This window comes from Serratia sp. DD3, from assembly GCF_000496755.2.
Genome location: NZ_AYKS02000053.1, coordinates 1 through 21792 on the forward strand (window position 1 = coordinate 1; position 21792 = coordinate 21792).

The following is a 21792-nucleotide window of genomic DNA, read 5'->3' on the forward strand; positions in this document are numbered from 1 at the left end:
ATATATAGAGCGTATTGATTTGTTGCCGGGCATTTTACAAGCCGCATTAACGCATCTCATTCTGACCAAAGCATTGTTTGATATTAAGACTAAAAAGTCAATCAATCTTAACTTTCGTCTGATTACCAGCTCATTGAAACCGTTAGAAGATTTAGTGCATGAACGACGCTTTTGCCCATCACTTTACTATTACCTAACTAGAGCATCACTCTGTCTACCAAATCTACAAAATCGTACTGAAGATATTGCTTTATTCGTTGACCGTAAACTGACGGAGCTCTACGGAGGACAAGACTTTGTCGATGAGAACTTTCGTCACTTTCTACTAAATCATGCACAAAATAGTATCTGGCGCGGTAATATTTCAGAGTTAATGAAATGGATTGAACATTCATTCTTAAATCGAGGCAATATATCGCAAAACACATCGGACGCAGATTCGGTGCCTGCTGTTGTAAGGCCGATTATGACTCTTGAGGAGATGGAAAAAAAAGAAATTGATAACGCACTTACATTACTTAATAGAAAGCATATTGATGTTGCATTTCACCTTGGCATTAGTCTTTCTACCTTGAGAAGGAAAATAGCCAAGTATGCGCTTTGATTAACTCCCTGTGAACTGTTAGTGCTATCTCTTCGAGAGTAGAAAAAGTCGCAAGTATCCAGTGGTTTCAACTTGAGTGAGTTGCAGGGCGGGAGCACGTTTTGCTTGTTATTTAACCAAAAGATAACTGAGCCCAGTAATTGGAGCCTGTAATTAAAATTGTGTAATTGCCTGTTTTTCTTATGTTCTTCCTAACAACGGAGACAGGCAAATTATGGACGAAAAGAAACTCAAGGCACTGGCTGTCGAACTGGTTAAAGTCATCCCAACTTGCCTTTTTTAGCTTATTTCTCTGACTCGGCGCACCACAATTGCTCTGCTTTATGATGTTCAGAACAAACTTCTGCCTCCGTGATTTTTCGGCTGAATACATCCTCCACCAGAAACAGATAATACCAACGGCCACGTACCACCGAAGGGATCCAGGTAATGTCCCAAGTCCACACCTAACAGGGCCCGGAAGCCGTGAATGTGGTCGGCGTTTTTACCCGGCTCGGCTTGAGGCGACGGCCACGGTGGTGAACTTCCCCATAACGGCGTAGCACTTGGTAGAAGGTCGACTCACTCGCCAGATAGACCCCTTTATCCGCCAACCGTGGCACGAGTTGTGACGGCGGCAGGTTGGCATACTCCGGTTGATGGCAGACAGCCATGTGTCGGGTGCTGTCAACAACAACCGAAAAGTGGGTCTTCCGCAACCTAGGTGGAAGAAAAACAATGAAACTTTTAGTTAACAAGGATCTAAGCTGTTTTAAGTTATGGATAACGAGATGCCCTCACTTAAGACACTTTTGCAGCTACCTTGTGGATGGCAATCCAGCCGACAAATTATTAGCTCTGATGGGCTCACCCTACATCTCCGTGCCACGCGTAAAACAGCGCAATGCCCTGAATGTCTTCAGCGCAGCAGCTCTGTTCATAGTTGCCGTCGACGACGGATACAGCATCTTCCATGCTCAGGCCAGACACTCTGGTTAATCTTTACCGTCCGGCACTGGTACTGTCGTAACCCATCCTGTTCACGCAAGATCTTTGCTGAATCGCTGGCTCCCTTTGCTGGCCCACAACAGCAGTCTTCGACATTACTGCAAAATATGCAGCATCAGTTGGGATTAATTGCTGGCGGAGAAGCCGGGAGACGAGCGGCAGTGGCATCAGGGATGCAGATCAGCGCAGATACTCTATTGCGCAGGGTTGTTCAGGCTCCAGAGCAGGTAGAGAACCGAACCCGGCATGTCGGTATCGACGAATGGGCATGGCACCGGGGCCACAGGTACGGCACGCTGATCGTTAACCTCGATACCCATCGTCCCCTGGTACTGCTGCCAGGCCGGGAGCAACGTACACTGGCGGCATGGTTCAAAAAATATCCGGAAATACAGGTCGTCTCACGCGATCGTGGCGGGATCTATGCTTTAGCCGCCCGCGATGGAGCACCACAGGCAATACAGGTGGCCGACCGTTGGCACCTGCTGAAGAATATCGGTGATGCGCTGGAGCGCATGATGTACAGACACATGCCATTGATACGGCTGGTTGCCGCTGAGTTGTCACCAAAAAAACAAAACTCTGAAGTGTCTACTGCACCAGCCTCAACGCTACGTCGTCCAGAAAAAATTAAACAACTTCGGCGTAACAAGCGGTATCAACGCTGGGCTCAGGTCGACTCTCTTCATAAAAAAGGTTGCGGGATCAGAGAAATATCACGTCTCACCGGGCTGTCCCGGGTGACGGTTCGTCGGTGGATACAGTCGAAAGCATTCCCTGAAATATCAACAAAACCACCAAAACCCGGGCTTCTTGGGCCATGGAAGGAATCGCTGGAGGAACAACGAATAAACGGCAACCATAATGCCCGGCAGCTATGGCGGGAGATGGTTGATGATGGTTTTACCGGGAGTGAAACGACTGTCAGGGATGCTGTAGCTAAGTGGCGTAGGCAGGTTAACGATCCGGTTGTCGCCCCAGGGCGGCTTCCCTCAGCATCCCGGGTCAGTCGTTGGTTGATGCCCTGGCGAATAATCAGAGGAGAAGAAAACTATGCTTCCCGCTTCATCGAATCAATGTGCCAGAAAGAACCGCAACTGAAAATGGCACAACAACTGTCACTCGACTTCTATCGGATGCTGAAGATGAAGAATAAATCCCAGCTAAATCAATGGTTCTTTGACGTCAGTCAGAGCGGTCTGGTTGACCTTCAGCGCGTTGCTGCCGGGATGGAGGCTGATGCAAAAGCAATACACGAAGCGATAAGCAGCAGATGGAGTAATGGTGTAGTCGAAGGCCATGTAAACCGACTGAAGATGCTGAAACGCCAGATGTATGGTCGAGCAGGGTTCGAGCTACTGAGGCGACGTGTGATGAGTCCCCTTGCATGAAAATCTCCACCCAAGTTGCGGAAGACCCAGCTTTGCATTGTTGGTAACAGGTGCTCCGTGTCGCCCGCAGTGGCTGGTATGCCTGGCGTCTACGTCATCATCAGATAACCCCGCGTCAGCAGTTCCGTCTTGTCTGCGATGAGGCCGTTGGAAAGGCATTCAGTGACGCAAAACAGCGGTATGGTGCGCCAAGTCTTTCTGATGAGCTTCCAGCGTACAACGTCAAAACCATCGCCGCTAGCCTACGTCGTCAGGGGGGGCGCGCAAAGGCCTCGCGCCGGTTCAGGCCGGTCAGTTACCGTGAGCATGGTTTGCCGGTGTCAGAAAACCTGTTGAAACAAGACTTTACCGCCTGTGGGCCGAATCAGAAATGGGCGGGTGACATTACCTACTTGCGTACAGATAAAGGCTGGCTTTACCTGGCGGTGGTGATTGACCTGTGGTCGCGAGCCGTCATCGGCTGGTCGATGTCCTCGCGGATGACGGCACAATTGGCGTGCGATGCGTTGCAAATGGCGTTGTGGCGGCGTAAACGCCCGGAAAATGTCATTGTTCATACAGACAGAGGCAGCCAGTACTGTTCAGCGGATTACCAGTCCTTACTGAAACGCCATAATCTGCGTGGCAGTATGAGCGCAAAAGGCTGTTGTTACGATAATGCCTGTGTTGAAAGCTTCTTCCACTCACTAAAAGTGGAGTGTATCCACGGCGAGCACTTTGCCAGCCGGGAAATAATGCGAACAACCGTGTTTAATTATATCGAGTGCGATTACAATCGCTGGCGTCGCCGCAGTGCCTGTGGTGGTCTTAGCCCGGAACAATTTGAAAACCAAAACCTCGCTTAGCCGTGTGTCCATTGTTCGTGGGTAAGATCACTTTTCTGCCCACCGCAAAAGGCCGTATCGCATTCTCGGCCAACGCATTGCTGATATTCGCATAGCCGTATTCACAATAACCAATCAGTGATGTCTGTTGATTTAACGTGTACTCCATCGCCTGGTGTCAGCGAGCGCGCCTCCTACATGGAGACGTGATTAGATCACAGACGATCTGCCCGTTCAAGTTTCATTAACAAAGTGCGATCCCGCCCTGGAGTGAGTTGCCTTATTGGTCAATCTGTTGGCGTTGGTTAAGCAAAGATATTTTTGTGAAGAGCAACAGTTCATCCAATTGGCCTTTCTCCCATGTTGGAAGATGGCTAAGAACGAAGTTTTACTTATACTTCGGCTGTTGTAGTCCGTCCTTAATCACTGAAAGGTTTCTTGGTCTTAAGTCCAACGCAGAGAAATGACGAGTGTTAGTACAATAAGCTGATTTTTTAGTCGAAGAGACAAAAAATGCGTTGATTACCCTTGCTTATCTCGGTTCGGTTGTATTATATTGCCGTCCGCGGAAATATAATGCCGCAAAAAATTTCGCCGGCTTAGCTCAGTAGGTAGAGCAACTGACTTGTAATCAGTAGGTCACCAGTTCGATTCCGGTAGCCGGCACCATATTAAAGAACCTCAGCAGATGCTGGGGTTTTTTTATGGGCGATTGGCACCGGATAGGGTAGTGATACTTTCAATTTTTGCACAAACGCCAGACATAAAAAAACCAACCGTAAAAGGTTGGTTTTTCTATAAAAAGTTGGTCGGCATGAGAGGATTCGAACCTCCGACCCCCGACACCCCATGACGGTGCGCTACCAGGCTGCGCTACATGCCGACGCAGTGGAAGCTATACTACCGTTTTTGGCACTAAATTCAAGTTGCCATCTTACTGATCGCTTTAGATTTAAGCAGTTAGTTAGCAATAAAGCGTTTGACATCGGTCAAGACCTGCAGCAGTAGGGCTAACTGTGGCTTTTCATCCTTGATTTCTTGATCGTCTTGGTCGTAAGCGTGATAACGCCCATTACCTTGTAATACCAGGGTTTGTGTCGGGGTGGTAATGACCAATTGGCTACCATTACCCGTGGCGACCCAGTTATTTTTACGCTGTGGGGTAAAGAGATCTTCACCTTGTGAGTAATCGTTAGCGCTGGTTTTTACATGTAGCAGGCGCAGCATCAGTGTGCGCATCACATCATTGTGGTTGGTGAGTTTATTGATGCTTTGTGCAGGTGTACCCGGCCAGCGGATCACCAACGGAACCTGTAATTGGTGGCGGTTAAAGCTATTGCCAGCCCCCCAGTTTCCTTTATCGGTATCATTGAACTCCATACCGTGCTCAGCCGTAATGACGATGACTGTGTTATCCAACATGCCTTTCTCATTCAGTGTCGTCAGCATCTGGGCAATCTGTGCATCAATCTTGTTTGCTCCAGTGCGATAGCGCTGGATAAAGGCATCTGCGGGTAAGGTTTTATTGGGCAATTCACTGCCACTGAAATTGACGTAAGAAAACCATGGGCTATCGTTGCTTCGATCGGCCAACCACTGTTGCCACTGGCGTGTGGTTTGCGCATCGCTCTGTGCCAATGGTGCGGGTGGTAATGAAAAGTCGGCAAACAACGCTTGGCGGTAAAGCGCGGCATTAAAGCCATCTGATGAGAACAAGCCAAATTGATAGCCTTGATCGCTTAATGCTTTAATCAAGGCGGAAGGTTTACGCCCAGCCAGAATACCATCCAGATAGGTAGGGGAAATGCCATAGAACAGGCCAAATAACCCGGTATCAGCTTGATTACCTGTGCTGTAATGATTGCTGAAGTGAATATTTTCCTGCGCAAAATGGGTTAGGGCTGGCATATCTTGCGCAATATCTTTATTGCGAATGCCATTGACCACAATCATCAGTAAGTTATAGCCGCTACCTTTATCCCTATAGGTTAAATCACTTAGCGGATATTCAACCGCCGCCGCATCTGGGTTGCCTTGTTGTATCAGACGACGTTGATACTCTTGTGGGTCGAGCAGACCATGCTTTTCCAGAAACTTACGCGCGGTCATCGGGTAAGAGAGGGGAAGGTTAGCGCGCTGCATGGTGATAGGACGGTAAAAATTAGCATCAGCCCAGATATAGAACAGGTGGGATGCAAAGAATGAACAGATAAACAATACCGCCAGGGGCTTGCCGAAGCTGTGTCGGTTAAGACTCCGTAATTTCTGCCAGCTCCAGGTGGCAAAGAGCATTTGGATCAGGAATATCACCGGGACGCTGATAAACATTAACTGCCAAGAGCGTGCCATTTCACTCTGCTCTGGGTTGATCACTAACTCCCAGACGACGGGGTTAAGGTGCAGGTGGAAGTGGGCAAAGATTGCACTGTCGACCAACAGTAGGGTGAGCCCGGCGGTAGCCAGCGCTGCAGAGATAAATCGCAATAGACGTTGCGACATCACGACAAAGGTCAGCGGGAAGATAATGAGCAGATAGGCCGCAAAAACAATAAAACTGAATTGCCCAATCAGGCTGACAAAGGCGTAGATTCGGCCCAGGAGTGATGACGGCCAGTCGCTGACAAACAGGTAACGGCTACCCAACCCAATGCTGAGCAAAATATTAAATAAGGCGAACCAGTGCCCCCAACTGATCATCTGGGAGACTTTTTCGCGATAAAGTTGACGGTTTGTCACCATAACTAACTATTAATGTGCTTTATCTTCATGGATAGAAGCCTGTAGAGCTTCAGCAAATGACCTGGCCAGCGACTGCCGCAGTGCGGGAGCGATACTGGTGTTGATCAAGTTGGTTACCATGTTACCCAGTACCATCAAGGAAAGGTCAGTGGGTGTATGATATTTTTCCAAAACATTGACCAGCTCAGAGAGCAGTAGTTCAACATGTTGGTCACTATAACGGGATGATTGTGGCATAAAGATTGAGCTCAAAGCCTGAAAATTTTTCTTATCTTACCGTATAGAGTCGTGATTTTCTGCTCTTTTATCAATGCTGCGCTCAAGTAGCCGCGGAGCAGGGCAAGTGGTATGAGGTTGAGTAGCGTGTTGAGGATTATTTAATGGCGTGGCTTTTGTGTTGCAGCGTAACCGCTTCAGTGCTTGAATACGCGCTCAAAGAACAGGAGAAATGATCATGAGTCTGGATATCGAGCAGATTGCACTGCACCAGTTGGTGAAACGTGATGAGCAGACGCTGGATGTGGTGTTGCGCGATTCCCTTCTTCCTACCAACGCGGCAGTGGAAGAGATGATGGCAGAGCTGCACCGCGTATACAGCGCCAAGAGCAAAGCCTACGGTCTATTCAACGAACAGAGTGAACTGGCGGATGCACTACGCCATTGCCGCAAGGGGGATGAGGATTTCCTGGCGTTTAGCCGTGCGGCCACAGGCCGTTTGCGTGACGAACTGGCTAAATACCCGTTTGCTGAAGGTGGTGTGGTGCTGTTCGGCCAATATCGTTACTTGGCCGTAGAGTACTTGCTGATTGCCGTGCTTAACAGCTGCAACAGTATGCATGTTAATGAAACGCTGGATATTAGCACCACGCACTATCTGGATATTAATCATGCAGATATTGTGGCTCGCATCGATTTGACCGAGTGGGAAACCAACCCAGAGTCAACCCGTTATCTGACGTTTTTGAAAGGTCGGGTGGGGCGTAAAGTTTCTGATTTCTTTATGGATTTTTTGGCAGCGGCGGAAGGGCTGGACACTAAAGCGCAAAACCGTGGCTTATTGCAGGCAGTGGATGATTATTGCACTGATGCACAACTGGATAAAAACCAACGCCAATCAGTACGCCAGCAAGTCTACAGCTATTGCAACGAACAATTGCAGGCGGGGGAAGAGATTGCGTTACAGGAGCTGTCTCAAGAGATTGCGCCTGTGGGGGACAAGGATTTTTTGCAGTTTTCCAGTGAGCAAGGTTACCAGTTGGAAGAGAGTTTCCCCGCTGATCGCAGCACATTACGCCAATTGACCAAGTTTGCCGGCAGTGGTGGTGGTATCAGCATCAACTTTGATGCCATGCTGCTAGGGGAGCGAATTTTCTGGGATCCAGCCACCGATACTTTGACGATTCGTGGTACGCCACCTAATTTGCGTGATCAGTTACAGCGCCGTTCTGGCAACGCTAAATAGGCTATCTCCCTGACTTCACACAATAAAAAACGCCGCGATTGCGGCGTTTTTTGCTTCGATATTCCGAAGGCACGACAATATGGCGATTAAGCGCGCATGAAGTCGATATGAGCCAGTTTAGGCTTGAATGGGTGACGCTGAACAGCCTGAACCTTAACTTTGGTTTCTTTACCATCGATAACCAGAATAATTGCTTCGTTGTAGAATTCTGGTTTTACTTCCATATTCTTCACTGAATCATGGTCTAATTCGATGGAGATTGCAGCTTCTTTACCACCGTAAACGATAGCGGGGAATTTGTTTGCTGCACGCAGGCGGCGGCTCGCACCCTTACCCTGGTCTTTACGTACTTGTGCATTGATAGTGAACATTGTTTTTTCTCTTTAAGAAAATGTATCCTGCTACAGGCGACCCAGTAACAGGCTCGATAACCTGCTTTTACCTTGGAAATAGCCAAGTAAAGCGGGCGGCATTTTAACGGAAAGCGGCGCTGTGGGCAATGGAAACCTGCCTGATGTCCTCAAGCTCAATCAAGCTGCCACCTGGGGATAACGAGAAGCAGTAAAGGTTAGAGCTCATTGGCACGGCGAAAACGCCCTTGATAATCAAAAATTTTTTCGCGAACTTGCCAAAACTGACCACGTTTGCGGGCAACAACAAAGTCAGGATGGCGTAATAAATCCTGTTTGCTGAGGATCTCCAGCGCGGTTTGCCAATGAAAGGGCACACCTGGGGCTCGTTGATGTGGGCGCAAGAACAGCTTATCAAAAACGTTACGCTGAGCCGGTGTTTGCAGGCGAAAGCGTTCGCTGGTGCTGCAGCCATCTTCATCATAATAGGTGGCTTGCAGCCATTCCCCTTTATTATCCTGACCGCTTTGTAATTCCATGCCGCTGCAGCGTAATACCAAGGCATCTTTCAGCTTGAGTGCGGCTTTCAGCATATCATCCGGGTCCACCAACAGCGCTTGGCACTGGCCGCAACGACGTGCGGCGATATCATTTTCTGCGCCACAGTGAGGGCAGCTTTTGAAGCGGAAGCGGTAATCACATTGTTCACGTTTCCCTTGGTCATCTTCAAACCACCCTTGGCAGCGGCGACCATAGTGCTCGATAATTTCACCGCTCTGGGTGCATTTGCCCCAAAACAGGTTGGCGAAGCCACAACCGGGGCAAAATACCTGAACAGGTTGGCTGTCAGCATGGGGTTTACTGCCACCTACTTCCGGGGTGAACAGATCATGGGGGTTACCCGCATAGTCGAGGATCAAACAATCGGTTTTGCCGGGAAACAGTCTCAACCCGCGCCCGACGATTTGTTGATATAGGCTGACCGATTCAGTTGGCCGCAAAATGGCAATCAGGTCGACATGAGGGGCATCGAAGCCGGTCGTCAACACGGCGACGTTAACCAAGTAGCGCAATTGCTGCTGCTTGAAGGCTTCAATCAAGGTATCGCGTTCGAGAGGCGGTGTTTCTGCGCTGACCAACGCGGCATCGCCATGGGGTAGCAAACCATATATTTCGCGCGCATGTTCCACCGTTGAGGCAAAGATCATCACCCCTTTGCGCGTTTGGGCATATTCCATAATCTGGTTGATGATCAGTGGAGTCACACGTTGTTGCTTTTTCAGTTCGCGGTTAAGATCGACTTCACTAAACAGACCGTGACTTCTGGCGGCTAATTGGCTGAAATCGTACTGCACGATAGGCATATCCAGCCGTTCCGGTGGCACCAGAAAACCGTGTTTGATCATATAACGTAGTGGTAGCTCATAGATACAGTCACGGAACAGGCTATTACTGTCTCCGCGTAGAGTGCCATGGTAGTGATATTGATAGATCCAGCCTTTACCTAGCCGATAGGGCGTCGCTGTTAGTCCCAGTAGGCGTAGCTGGGGATTGTTTTTTTGTAGGTGCCGGATAATTTGTTGGTACTGGCTGTCATCATCGTCGCTGATACGGTGGCATTCATCGATGATTAATAGCGAAAACGCATTATCAAATAGCGGCAGGTGGCGTGCGACGGATTGCACACTGCCGAAAACGACTTTGCCGTCACTCTCTTTTTGTTGCAATCCCGCAGCGAAAATGTCGGCTTCTAGCCCATAGGCGCAATATTTACTGTGGTTCTGTGCCACCAGTTCTTTAACATGAGCCAGCACCAACACTCGACCACGGGCGCGCTTTGCCAGCTCGGCAATCACCAGGCTTTTACCGGCACCGGTCGGTAGCACGATCAGCGCGGGTTCAGGGTGTTGGCGGAAGTGTCTGATGGTGGCGTCGACCGCCTCCAATTGATAAGGGCGTAGGGTAAAGCTCATGTATTAACACCATTGACGATAATGAGGAGTATACTCTTCATCCTTTAAGTTGCTTGGGGGTTGGCTGCGGTTACTCGCCTCGCTCCCGAGGTTCACCCTTTGGGCCAACGTTTGCCGCCAACAAGCAATTCGAATGATTTTGACTATAAATGTCCATTTAGCAACATAACCAATTGCAATATAACCAATTGCAATATAACAGCCGACTAACATTGTGACATTATACTTTCGGATGGGCGGAAAAGTTTCTATTATTATGCCCCTCGCGATAGCGTTGTCGCCAATGCTGCGGCAACGTGAAGAAAGAAGAGTATACCTCTCAAGCCTGTTTATCGGCCCTTGGCGCTGCATAAGCAGGACATCATGCTCAGACGAGCAACATGATCATAACAACCACAGGCAAAGCAGACTCAATGCGATTGGACAAGTTTTTATCTCAGCAGTTAGGTATCAGCCGAGCACTGGTAGTGCGTGAACTCCGTGCGAAACGTGTCACCGTAGATGGTGAGATAGTGAAGAGCGGCGCGATGAAACTCACCCCACAGCAGGAGGTGACGTTCGATGGCAACGTCTTAGTCCAACAGACTGGACCACGTTATTTTATGCTTAACAAACCGCAGGGTTATGTGTGCTCGACGGATGATCCCGATCACCCCACGGTGCTCTATTTTCTCGATGAGCCGGTGGCTTACAAGCTGCATGCCGCAGGTCGGCTGGATATTGATACCACCGGATTGGTATTGATGACCGATGACGGCCAGTGGTCACACCGTATCACATCACCAAAACATCATTGTGATAAAACCTATCTGGTGACATTGGAACATCCACTGGCTGCGGATACAGCAGAGCAGTTTACCCAGGGGGTACAGTTGCATAATGAAAAAGATCTGACCAAACCAGCCCGGTTGGAAAAAATCGAAGATAATCTGGTGCGTCTGACGATCAGTGAAGGGCGCTATCATCAGGTGAAGCGAATGTTCGCTGCTGTGGGGAACCGTGTAGTGGCATTACACCGGGAACGCATTGGCGGTATCGTGTTGGATGAAGATTTGGCACCGGGAGACTATCGCCCACTGACGGAAGAAGAGATTGCCAGCGCAGTAGCCCCGTAACAACCCAATTGATATTTTTATGCCAAGGAAGTGTTAAATATGCAACAAAACCGGCCGTCTCACCTCGGTTTAATTTTTATCCTGGGCCTGCTTTCCATGCTGATGCCATTGGCGATCGATATGTATCTGCCCAGCATGCCGATTATTGCCCAGCAATTTGGGGTGAGTGCAGGTCAGGTGCAGATGACGCTCAGTGCTTACATGTTCGGGTTTGCTATTGGTCAGTTGTTCTATGGGCCGATGTCAGACAGTCTCGGTCGTAAGCCGGTGATCTTGTGGGGAACCCTGGTTTTTGCTATTGCGGGTGGTGCCTGTGCGATGGCTCAATCGATAGATCAACTGATCATTTTGCGTTTACTGCATGGTTTGTCTGCCGCAGCGGCCAGTGTGGTGATCAATGCGCTGATGCGTGACATGTTCAGCAAGGATGAGTTCTCACGCATGATGTCGTTTGTCATTCTGGTGATGACGATTGCCCCTCTGTTGGCACCGATGCTCGGTGGTGCTTTGCTATTGTGGTTTAATTGGCATGCTATTTTCTGGGCCATGGGGGCGGCTGCATTGTTGGGCTCGGTGCTGGTGGCGTTCTTTATCAAAGAGACATTACCCAAAGAGCGGCGGCAAAAATTCCATCTGTACACCACACTGAGAAATTTCGGCTCACTGTTCCGCCACAAACGTGTACTGAGCTATATGCTGGCCAGTGCATTCTCATTTGCTGGTATGTTCTCTTTCCTCAGCGCTGGGCCTTTTGTCTACATTGAACTCAACAACGTGTTACCGCAGCATTTTGGCTATTACTTTGCGCTGAATATCGTATTTTTGTTCCTGACAACCTGGTTTAACAGCCGCTATGTCCGCCGAGTGGGGGCACTTAAAATGTTCCGACTGGGGTTGTTTGTGCAACTGGCAATGGGGCTGTGGCTGTTGCTAGTCAGTGCAGGTGGGTTCGGTTTCTGGGCATTGGTGCTAGGTGTTGCGGTTTATATCGGCTGTATCGCGATGATCTCTTCTAATGCGATGGCGGTTATTCTGGATGACTTCCCACACATGGCAGGGACTGCGTCTTCGTTGGCTGGTACGCTGCGTTTTAGTATTGGTGCATTGGTGGGGGCGATATTGTCACTGGCACCGGGTAACAGCGCATGGCCGATGGTCTCCTCTATGGCATTGTGCGGCATTATTGCCGTGTCGTTGTATTTATATGCTTATCGCTCCGGTCAGCACCCTGCCTGATTTGGCTAAGGTATTAAAGTCCTCCCATTGACTTGATTCAATGGGGGGATTTGCTTATCGATGGTCTGCCAGTCATTTGGTAGCCCCGAAGGCACAATAACAGTAAATAAATTGTGGGTTTATTGTTAATTTAACTCGATATTCCAAGTGAGAAGCTGTGTTTTAACCCGGAGGATATTGACAATTCTTTATCATGGTATTGATTTAATTTTGTTTTAAATCAAAGGGATTTATCATTCCAAATTCTGGGAGTAATTCAATTAATGACAAAATGTAAATATATTAAGTAATTTACGTGTCCATTTTGAAATAAAAATGTTGCCATGCGGGCTTAAAATAGGTAAATATAACGAAAAAATGTGTTGAAGATCACAAACATGATAAGGGTTTTTTTGCCGCCAGGAAAGCTCAGCCAGGGATAATCTGTCGAGTTGCTGCTGGTACATTGTACGTTTTAGTAACGATTTTGGCGGTGAAGCCTGGTGATTAAAGCTATAACTAGATAGCGTTTAATGTAAACGAAATGTTTAATTTTGAACTTGGGAATTCTATGTGAACAGTGTTCAGCTTTCGGTGGTACATCGCTTACCGCAAAATTATCGTTGGCTATCAGGGTTTACCGGCGTCAAGGTTGAGCCCACGGCACAGAGTGGCTCAAATGAAGGTAACCATTTGATTGGCCTGAAATTGCTCAGCCCTGATGGGCTGGATGCAGAGCAAGTCATGCAACAACTCAAGTTGTCGTTGCAAACGATTAAGATCGATTGCGCGGTGGTTGAATGGGAAGGTGAGCCTTGCCTGTTTGTTCACTGTCGTGATGAAAGTGCCGCGCTATGTCGGCTAAAAGATATCGGTGCCGCAATTGCCGAACAGATCAGTGAGATCTACCCCTTCTAAATGATGTTGTTAATCCACCAATTGTAACAATTGCTGTGTATAGCTCGCCGCAGGCGTATTGAAAATGGCTTGGCAGTCACCCTGTTCCACCACTTCACCTTGGCGCAAGACAATCACCTGATGGCAGAGTGAACGAACCACTTGCAGGTCGTGACTGATAAATAGATAAGCTAGATGATGTCGCTGTTGTAACGATTTCAGTAGCAGCAATATCTGCGCTTGTACTGATTTATCCAATGATGAGGTCGGCTCATCGAGGATCAGCAGTTGCGGTTGCAGGATCAAGGCGCGCGCAATGGCGATCCGCTGGCGTTGCCCACCAGAGAATTCATTGGGATAACGGTGCCGCAGTTCAGGATCCAGCCCCACTTCCTGTAGCGCTTCAATGACTCGTTGTTCACGTTGCTCGCTGGTTAACTGTTGGTGTACGGCCAATCCTTCGGCAATGATCTGCAGCACGTTCAAACGTGGATTCAAGGCGGAATAAGGGTCCTGGAAAACCATTTGTATTTGACTGCGATAGGGCAGCATTTGCTGGTTATTGAAGGTATGCAGTGGCTGGCCATTAAACCAGATGGTCCCTTTGGCGCTTATCAGGCGTAACAATGCCAGAGCTGTAGTGCTTTTACCGGAACCCGACTCACCCACCAGCCCGATACTTTCACCGGGTTGTAAGGTAAAACTCAAGTTTTTCAGCACGGTGTTTTGATCAACAACGCGCTGCAATAAACCGCGTTTGATGGGAAAGCTGACCTGCAAATTTTCCACTTTTAACAAGGGAGGGGCCTCTTCCGGCGTTTCAACCGATGGCAGTGGCAGCGGCTCCCCCAAATCTTCAGCGGCCAACAGTTGCTGGGTATACCGATGTTGCGGCAACGTGAACAACCTTTCCCGGCTGCTTTGCTCCACGCAGTATCCTTGGTGCATCACCGCTACGTTATCTGCCAGGCGGCGAACGATATTCAGGTTATGGGTAATAAACAGCAATCCCATGCCCAGTTCCTGCTTTAGCTCTTTTAATAGCGTTAAAATTTGTGCCTGAATGGTCACATCCAATGCGGTGGTGGGTTCGTCGGCAATTAACAGTTTGGGGTTGGTGAGTACCGCCATCGCTATCATCACGCGCTGGCGTTCACCGCCAGAAAGTTGGTGCGGGAAATCCTTCAACCGCCCTTTGGCATTGCGGATACCCACCCGATCCAGGCATTGAATCAGTTCACTGCGGGCGCTGTCGCGGCGCATCCCCCGATGCAGTATCAAAACTTCGCTCAACTGTTTTTCAATGGTGTGCAACGGATTGAGTGAAACCATGGGTTCTTGAAAAATCATTGATATCTGGTTGCCACGCACTTGACGTAGTTCAGCTTCCGTTGCGTGCAGCAGTGAATGACCGTTAAACAGGATATCTCCACCGGGATAAATCACTGGTGGGGAGGGTAACAGGCGCAGTACCGACAGCGCGGTGACACTTTTGCCAGAACCGGATTCACCCACTAGAGCCAGTGTCTCGCCCTGTTCAATTTGCAGCGAAACGCCATTAACCACCTGATTAACTGTCCCCCCTTGGCGGAAGGCAATGCAGAGATCCTCAATGGTGAGCAGCGGGGGAGTCATATCAGTGCACCTTGCTGGGGTCGAAGGCGTCACGCACCGCCTCGCCGATAAAGATTAACAGTGAGAGCAACACAGCCAGAACCAGAAAGGCGGTAATCCCCAGCCAGGGTGCATGCAAATTGTTTTTACCCTGTAATAGCAACTCACCGAGGGAAGGGGAGCCAAGGGGTAAGCCAAAACCAAGAAAATCCAAGGAGGTGAGTGTGGTGATCGAGCCACATAAAATAAAGGGCAGAAAGGTCAAGGTGGCGACCATGGCGTTAGGCAGCATATGGCGATACATAATCACCCTGTCCGGTACGCCCAGGGTGCGCGCAGCACGAATGTAATCGTAATTGCGCGTGCGCAGGAATTCAGCACGTACAACCCCCACCAGACTCATCCAACCAAACAGAATCGTAATCGCCAGCAACCACCAGAAATTGGGTTGTATAATGCTGGAGAGCAAAATGATAAGAAACAGAGTCGGCATCCCAGACCAGACCTCGATTAGCCGTTGCCCCCAGAGATCAATCCGACCGCCGTAATAGCCCTGCGTTGCGCCGACACAGATGCCGATCACGCTGGAGAACAGCGTCAGTGCCAGCCCAAACAGCATTGAGATACGAAAACCGTACAGTACCCGTGCCAACACATCACTGCCATTACTGTCTGTGCCCAACAGATTGTGCCGTGATGGTGGCGAGGGGAAGGGCACCTCAGTGGCAAAATTGATGGTGTTATAGCTAAAACGGATCGGTGCCCAAATGGCCCAGCCGTGTTTTTCAATTTGGCTGAGCACAAAGGGGTCCTGAAAATCTGTGGTGGTCTTGAACTGGCCGCCAAAAGTGGTTTCGCTATAGTTGACCATCAAGGGGAGATACCAGCGGCCTTCATAGCGCACCAGTAAGGGTTTATCGTTGGCAATCAGGTCGGCGGCCAAGCTGAGTATAAAGAAAATCAAAAAAATCCACAGCGACCAATAGCCACGGCGATTGCTACGAAAACGTGCCCAACGGGCTTGATTGATGGGGCTTAAGCGGCTCATTGGCGGGCCTCGAAATCAATGCGGGGGTCAACCAAGGTATAGGTGATATCACTCAGGATATTGAGCAGTAGGCCGATGAGGGTAAATATGTACAAGGTGCCGAACATCACCGGATAATCGCGCTGCAAGGTGGCATCATAGCCTAGCAACCCAAGGCCATTGAGTGAAAACATCACTTCAATCAGCAGTGACCCGGTAAAAAACATGCTGATAAAAGTGGCAGGAAAACCCGCAATCACCAGCAGCATGGCATTACGGAAAACATGTCGGTAAAGAATTTTTTTCTCATCCAGCCCTTTGGCGCGGGCGGTGACCACATATTGTTTGCGGATCTCATCAAGGAACGCGTTTTTGGTTAGCATCGTCAACGCGGCAAACCCGCCGATAACGGTAGCCAGTACCGGTAACGTAATATGCCAGAGATAATCAAGAATTTTGCCATGCCACGACAGGGTAGCAAAATTGCTGGAAACCAGCCCACGTAACGGGAACCAATCCAGATAGCTGCCCCCGGCAAACACCACAATCAGCAGAATGGCAAACAGAAATGCCGGAATGGCATAACCGATGATAATCAACGCACTGCTCCAGGTATCAAAAGCACTGCCACTATGAATCGCTTTGCGGATCCCCAGCGGAATCGACACCAGGTAGATAATCAGCGTACTCCACAAGCCCAGGGTAATGGAAACCGGCAGACTCTGGCCGATAAGTTGCATTACCGAGGCACCACGAAACAGGCTTTCACCAAAATCGAGGCGCATATAGTTCCACAACATGGTGAAGTAACGCTGATACAGGGGTTGGTCAAAACCATAGCGTTTGGTTATTTCTGCAATCACTTCAGGGTCGAGCCCGCGGGAACCGCGATATTGGCCTTCACCAACGTTGCCCCCCCCGGCTTTGGCATGCCCAAGACCGTCACTAGCACCGCCGCCACTAAAGCCGCTGACTTGCCCCAGCTCAATGGTGGCAATAGCCTGATCAACCGGGCCACCAGGTGCGATTTGCACAATGAAAAAGTTGATAGTGATGATGGCCCACAATGTTGGGATCACCAGCAGTAATCTGCGTATCAGATAAGCGGCCACGGCGTCTCCTTATTGGTGTTGCGACGGCAGGCGGGCAGCCTTGTTGACGTCAAACCACCAGCTATCAAAGCCAAGAGAATAGGTTGGGCGTTGTGGTGGAGAAGAGAACTTATCCCAATAAGCGTAGCGGTCATGGTTTGAATACCACATGGGTAGCATATACATGTTCCAGGTCAGCACGCGGTCTAGCGCACGGCCAAGGGAAAGTAAGGCATTTTCATCCCCTTGATGTTTGATGATTTGTCGGACTAATTCGTCAACCGCAGGGTCATTAACACCCGGTGTATTCCAACTTGAATCAATATAATTTGAATCCCAGCGTACTTGTAACGACGAGTCAGGGAAAGGCATCGCAGAGTAGACGGTTGGCATCATATCGAAGTCACGGGTTCTCAGGCGTCGCGTGAACTGACCGGAGTCAACTTCACGGATCTGCATATCAATACCTAAGCGCTTCAGATTGTGCTGAAAGGGCAAGACATACTGAAAGTTGCTGCCACTTAATAGCATCAGCTCAAAGGTGAATGGTTTGCCGGTTTTATTGTTGATCAGTTGCTGATTTTTCACTTCCCAACCAGCTTGCTGCAGTAATTCGGTGGCTTTCAGCAGGTTTTCACGATCATTACCACTGCCATCAGAAGAAGGGGGCTGATAAATGGTGGTGAACACCTCTTCAGGAACTTTGCCTTTTAATGGTGCCAGCCAGGTTAACTCTGCTGCGTCGGGGTAGTTTGTTGCCGCATAGGGAGTATTCTGGAAATAGCTATTAGTGCGTTGATAGGCCTCATAATAGAGCGCTTTATTCATCCAGTCGAAATCAAAGGCTAAGGTAATGGCTTCGCGTACCCGGCGATCAGCAAAGAGGGGGCGTTGGGTATTAAAGGCTAACCAACGGGCATTTTGTGCCGCTTGGTTGGTATCGTCCTGTTTAATAATAAAGTTGCGGGCAAAATTCCCCCCCTGATACTGCGAGGCCCAATTTTTAGGTGAGCTTTCCAGGCGGAAATCATAGGCGCCAGCTTTAAATGCTTCGAGCGCGACGTTATCGTCGAGATAGTAGTCGTAACGCAGGGTATCAAAGTTAAAACGCCCACGGTTTACTGGCAGATTCGCAGCCCAATAGTCGCGCACCCGCTCGTAGGTAATATATTGGCCTAAACGATAACTCCCCACTTTATAGGGCCCACTGCCCAACGGTGGGGTGCTGAGTGGTTCATTCAGCGGGTGATTTTTCCAAAAATTCTCTGCCAGGATAGGTAGCGTGAAAAGGCCGAGTAACTTGTCTTTATCGGGCTCGGGTAGTTCTATACGTACGGTAAGCCGAGAAAGGGCTTTTACCGTGACACCTTTGTAAATTGAGCGAAATTGCGGTACACCTTCGGTCATAAATTTGTTAAAGGTGAAGGCAACATCCGCAGCAGTGATCGCGCTACCATCATGAAAGCGGGCATGTGGATTGATATCCAGCTCCATCCAACGCATATCGGCAGGAAACCGCGCTGATTCAGCAATTAGCGGATAATAGCTGGAAGGTTCATCGTAGGAGGTGGTGAATAATGTATCGTAGAGTTCACCCGTTCGCTCACCTGGCACACCGCGTGAAGCAAAACGGTTGAAGTTATCATAAGTGCCAATGGCCGCCAGGCGCACATCTCCCCCTTTCGGGGCCGCCGGGTTGACATAGTCAAAATGGCCAAAGTCGCTGGAATATTTGGGTTCACCGAGTGCGGCGAACGCATAGCTTTCATTCAGTGTTTCAGCCTGCAAGCAGAAACTGAGGGCTGAAAGGGCCAGCGCGGCAAAAATGCGGATAGACATCTCTACGGTAAGCTCCTGCTGCAATTTACCCGTGTTATTCAAACTGTGGGGATGGCGGCCCTCAGTTATTGGGTTCATCCATTAGCCTCGCTGCGTTGCCGTATTTCAATCGATACTTTTGCGCAGTCACCTGGATGAATCTGGGTGTTAACTTATTGATTTGGCCGCTAGCATACCATTTTGCCCAGCGTTGCAGGGTAAAGAAGTTTAAAGGTCTGAGCGCGATTCGCTATTATTCAAGTTCCCTACTCAGAGGTAGCCTGGCAAAAGGCCATCAGATCCTCAATGTTAAGCGGTTTACTGAAATAATAGCCCTGTAGAAAATTAACGCCACGCTCTCGCAGGAAATTGACTTGCTCGATGGTTTCCACCCCTTCGGCGATGGTTTGCATTTTTAGTTTTTTAGCCAGTGAAATGACCGCATCTAATACTGGGACGGTAACGGTATCATGACCGATAAAACGGACGAAACCCTGGTCGATTTTCAGGTAATCCAGGGTGAAATGTTGCAGGTAGATCAACGCACTGTGACCGGTGCCAAAGTCGTCTACCGCGATCTCGACGCCATGGCGATGTAGCCAGTCAAATTCATCTTTAGCATTCTTCTCCTCTACCATGCCGCGTTCCGTAATTTCCACAACCAACGTCAAGTGCTCGCGCGGTAATTGTGCCAACAGGTTGAGAATATCATCACGAAATGAAGCGACAGCGAGATGAGAAGGGGCGAGATTGAGGCTGATTTTGGCCCCTTTGGGCAAAATTTCCACCAACTGCGGGGTGTCCGCCACGATCAGGCTGAACAGATGGCGCGTTAGCGGAATGATTAGCCCGGCACTTTCAGCATAGGGAATAAACAGCTCCAACGGGATCCGCCCTTCCGTAGGGTGTTGCCAGCGGATCAATGCCTCCAATCCAGCAAGAGAGCCCGTTTTACTGTGGTAGACCGGTTGGTACTCCACAAAGAACTCATTACGCTTGATGCCTCTGCGCAGTGCTCGGTCAGGGCTCTGGTTGAGTATCTGCAGAAAGTAATACAGTACGCTGACCAGCAAGGAAAGCGCCAGGCTACCGAGAACCGTAAAACGTATATTGTCAGCGGTTAGTTGCTGGTGGTAGAAAAGGAGGGTCAAGGGGTATTTTTCAATGTGCAGACTACTGGCATGGGTGGTGGGTAATTGCGTTACCGGCATCAGGTCTGGGCTGAAAGTGGTCATGGCATTTTTGCCCATCACAATGGCTAGTCCTTGAGCATCATCTTGATGAGCAGTGAGCAGCAGATAAGGGGTCAGGCTGAGATCCAGCGTTGCCAATACGCCAGTATTACCTGCACCTGGCTGCTGTAGCCACAACGCTATGGCGGGTCTTTCCGGTACAAAGGCGGTACCTTGTCGCAATTTTAGGTCCAGTGGTTTTTGCCAGTCGACTTCAGGGTAAAGAACCTGTGTCTCCAGCATCATGTTTCCGATGGCGGAAGAGCAGTAAGCAATACCATTACGTACCAGAACAAACGTGCGAACACCCGAAGTGAACGCAGCACGATAAGAGAGATCGTCTTGAGCGGTAGGGCAGGATTTATCCGCGAGTGGCATCAACTGCTGCATGATTTCTATCAGGTGATCGAAATAATCAACCGTAAATTTCTCTATGCGCATTTCAAGTTCATGTTGATATTGACTGCGCTGATGGCTAATCAGAAATAGCGTTGTGAACGTAAAGACAACAAAAAAAGCCAGAGCGGCAATACTGCTTTTAATCAGGCTACGTCGTTTGTGTGAAGCATGGCGTGCAAACGCCCGCTTTAAGCCCATAATTTGCTCCTACAGCCCCGGGTATTAAACCATCATTCTTCTATTGTCTGTATTATAGTCACCGCGGCTTTATAATTTGCAGCTAATATGCATGCAACGGGAAGTTTGACGAGTATAACTGCTGAATGGTCAAATTGAGTATAGCAAGGGGAGGCTTACAAAAAAAACGCCACCATAGGGTCGCGTTTTTATCTCGTTTGTTCGGGATTTAGGACTCAATCTGGTATGCCGCTATTAGCTAGAGCTCTTACTTAATACTCTACGCCCTTCATGATAGCGCTTGTTCCAATAGCTGTCATTCATACTGGAGATTGTCACACCAATGCTGGTAGAGGCATGAACGAACTTGTCGTTGCCTAAATAAATACCCACATGGCGGCCCGTAGAGCCAGCACGGAACAACACTAAATCGCCGACACGCAATTTAGCACGCTGGATTTTCTTACCCATGTCACTTTGTTGGTAAGTTGAGCGGGGCAAATCCATACCAAATTGTTCGCGAAAAGTACGCTGTACAAATCCAGAACAATCAATGCCGCGCTTAGTCTCACCACCTAAACGATAACGAACGCCTTTCCAAGCTGCATATTGGGTCATAATCTTTGACTTGACGTCAACATTACGCACCATGGCTTCGAATTCATCCTGAGAGGCTTGCAGTAAAAGACCATTTTTGTCATTAACTGCATGCATCTCAGTTTGTGAGCTATCTAACTTCGAAGTGTTTGTTGAGCCACAGGCTGAAAGCATCATTGCTACTGTGATTGCAGGCACGACCCGCAAAAAATATCTCATAAAAGGTTGAGACTTGACCATTGTAGTTATATTCCCTTGAAATCCTTAGCGATGAATCCGC

18 protein-coding genes, 2 tRNA genes and 2 pseudogenes are annotated in these 21792 nt (G+C 49.0%); 8 read left to right on the forward strand and 14 right to left on the reverse strand.

What is annotated here, in order from left to right; translation table 11 throughout:
* Window positions 1-604: helix-turn-helix domain-containing protein (locus IO95_RS09835; protein ID WP_037385107.1), on the forward strand; the 604-nt coding region annotated here is incomplete at its 5' end.
* A gap of 284 nt (window positions 605-888) precedes the next feature.
* On the opposite strand, the gene IO95_RS26450 is transcribed toward IO95_RS09835, so the two are convergent.
* On the reverse strand, window positions 889-1050 hold the full coding sequence (locus tag IO95_RS26450) for a hypothetical protein (RefSeq protein ID WP_160165606.1): 162 nt from the start codon (window positions 1048-1050) through the stop codon (window positions 889-891).
* Window positions 1051-1257 carry a hypothetical protein gene (locus IO95_RS24735; RefSeq protein ID WP_081878504.1) on the reverse strand — a complete coding sequence of 69 codons (207 nt, stop codon included), beginning with the start codon at window positions 1255-1257 and terminating at the stop codon, window positions 1051-1053.
* Between the two features lie 105 nt (window positions 1258-1362).
* On the opposite strand from IO95_RS24735, the gene IO95_RS09845 reads away from it, so the two are divergent.
* Both IO95_RS09845 and IO95_RS09850 read left to right on the forward strand, forming a co-directional pair.
* Entirely contained in the window at window positions 1363-2982 is a 1620-nt protein-coding gene (locus IO95_RS09845; protein ID WP_037383825.1) for an ISL3 family transposase, read from the forward strand.
* 47 nt (window positions 2983-3029) lie between these two features.
* Window positions 3030-3827, forward strand: a pseudogene (locus tag IO95_RS09850) (IS3 family transposase); the annotation flags it as partial.
* Here IO95_RS09850 and IO95_RS26315 read toward each other — a convergent pair.
* Window positions 3823-3981 (reverse strand): annotated as a pseudogene (locus tag IO95_RS26315) (transposase); the annotation flags it as partial. The pseudogenes IO95_RS09850 and IO95_RS26315 overlap by 5 nt on opposite strands.
* A 418-nt stretch (window positions 3982-4399) precedes the next feature.
* Here IO95_RS26315 and IO95_RS09855 point away from each other — a divergent pair.
* Window positions 4400-4475, forward strand: a tRNA-Thr gene (locus IO95_RS09855).
* 137 nt (window positions 4476-4612) lie between these two features.
* On the opposite strand, the gene IO95_RS09860 is transcribed toward IO95_RS09855, so the two are convergent.
* The 3 genes from IO95_RS09860 to IO95_RS09870 all read right to left on the reverse strand — a co-directional run bounded on the left by IO95_RS09860 (window position 4613) and on the right by IO95_RS09870 (window position 6782).
* Window positions 4613-4689 (reverse strand) — tRNA-Pro (locus tag IO95_RS09860).
* Window positions 4690-4766: 77 nt separating this feature from the next.
* Window positions 4767-6545: an LPS biosynthesis-modulating metalloenzyme YejM gene (gene yejM, locus IO95_RS09865; protein ID WP_023490736.1), complete on the reverse strand. Its 1779-nt coding sequence runs from the start codon at window positions 6543-6545 to the stop codon at window positions 4767-4769.
* Between the two features lie 9 nt (window positions 6546-6554).
* Window positions 6555-6782: a YejL family protein gene (locus IO95_RS09870; protein ID WP_023490735.1), complete on the reverse strand. Its 228-nt coding sequence runs from the start codon at window positions 6780-6782 to the stop codon at window positions 6555-6557.
* A gap of 217 nt (window positions 6783-6999) precedes the next feature.
* Between IO95_RS09870 and yejK the strand changes: the two genes are divergently transcribed.
* Entirely contained in the window at window positions 7000-8007 is a 1008-nt protein-coding gene (yejK, locus tag IO95_RS09875; RefSeq protein ID WP_023490734.1) for a nucleoid-associated protein YejK, read from the forward strand.
* Between the two features lie 86 nt (window positions 8008-8093).
* On the opposite strand, the gene rplY is transcribed toward yejK, so the two are convergent.
* Window positions 8094-8378 carry a 50S ribosomal protein L25 gene (gene rplY / locus IO95_RS09880; protein ID WP_023490733.1) on the reverse strand — a complete coding sequence of 95 codons (285 nt, stop codon included), beginning with the start codon at window positions 8376-8378 and terminating at the stop codon, window positions 8094-8096.
* A gap of 197 nt (window positions 8379-8575) precedes the next feature.
* Window positions 8576-10330, reverse strand: a complete 1755-nt coding sequence (locus IO95_RS09885) for a DEAD/DEAH box helicase (RefSeq protein ID WP_023490732.1) — start codon at window positions 10328-10330, stop codon at window positions 8576-8578.
* Window positions 10331-10743: 413 nt separating this feature from the next.
* Between IO95_RS09885 and rsuA the strand changes: the two genes are divergently transcribed.
* From rsuA to IO95_RS09900, 3 genes are all read left to right on the forward strand, one after another.
* Window positions 10744-11445 carry a 16S rRNA pseudouridine(516) synthase RsuA gene (gene rsuA / locus IO95_RS09890; RefSeq protein WP_023490731.1) on the forward strand — a complete coding sequence of 234 codons (702 nt, stop codon included), beginning with the start codon at window positions 10744-10746 and terminating at the stop codon, window positions 11443-11445.
* Window positions 11446-11484: 39 nt separating this feature from the next.
* Window positions 11485-12681, forward strand: coding sequence for a Bcr/CflA family multidrug efflux MFS transporter (locus tag IO95_RS09895; protein WP_023490730.1), 1197 nt, complete (start codon window positions 11485-11487; stop codon window positions 12679-12681).
* 552 nt (window positions 12682-13233) lie between these two features.
* Complete coding sequence (locus IO95_RS09900) at window positions 13234-13578, forward strand: YejG family protein (protein WP_023490729.1); 345 nt, start codon at window positions 13234-13236, stop codon at window positions 13576-13578.
* Between the two features lie 9 nt (window positions 13579-13587).
* On the opposite strand, the gene yejF is transcribed toward IO95_RS09900, so the two are convergent.
* The 6 genes from yejF to mepS all read right to left on the reverse strand — a co-directional run bounded on the left by yejF (window position 13588) and on the right by mepS (window position 21752).
* A complete protein-coding gene (gene yejF, locus IO95_RS09905; protein ID WP_023490728.1) occupies window positions 13588-15192 on the reverse strand; it encodes a microcin C ABC transporter ATP-binding protein YejF in 1605 nt (534 codons plus the stop codon).
* Window position 15193: 1 nt separating this feature from the next.
* Window positions 15194-16219 (reverse strand): ABC transporter permease, encoded by a 1026-nt coding sequence (locus IO95_RS09910; RefSeq protein WP_023490727.1) that lies wholly within the window; start codon window positions 16217-16219, stop codon window positions 15194-15196.
* Entirely contained in the window at window positions 16216-17310 is a 1095-nt protein-coding gene (locus IO95_RS09915; protein ID WP_023490726.1) for a microcin C ABC transporter permease YejB, read from the reverse strand. Before IO95_RS09915 ends, IO95_RS09910 begins: the two co-directional genes overlap by 4 nt.
* A 9-nt stretch (window positions 17311-17319) precedes the next feature.
* Window positions 17320-19128 (reverse strand): extracellular solute-binding protein, encoded by a 1809-nt coding sequence (locus tag IO95_RS09920; RefSeq protein WP_037385113.1) that lies wholly within the window; start codon window positions 19126-19128, stop codon window positions 17320-17322.
* A 245-nt stretch (window positions 19129-19373) separates the two neighbouring features.
* Window positions 19374-20936 (reverse strand): cyclic di-GMP phosphodiesterase, encoded by a 1563-nt coding sequence (locus IO95_RS09925; protein WP_037385116.1) that lies wholly within the window; start codon window positions 20934-20936, stop codon window positions 19374-19376.
* A 234-nt stretch (window positions 20937-21170) separates the two neighbouring features.
* The gene (gene mepS / locus IO95_RS09930) at window positions 21171-21752 is read right to left on the reverse strand and encodes a bifunctional murein DD-endopeptidase/murein LD-carboxypeptidase (protein WP_023490723.1); all 582 of its coding nucleotides are present in this window, start codon (window positions 21750-21752) and stop codon (window positions 21171-21173) included.
* Window positions 21753-21792 lie beyond the last annotated feature (40 nt).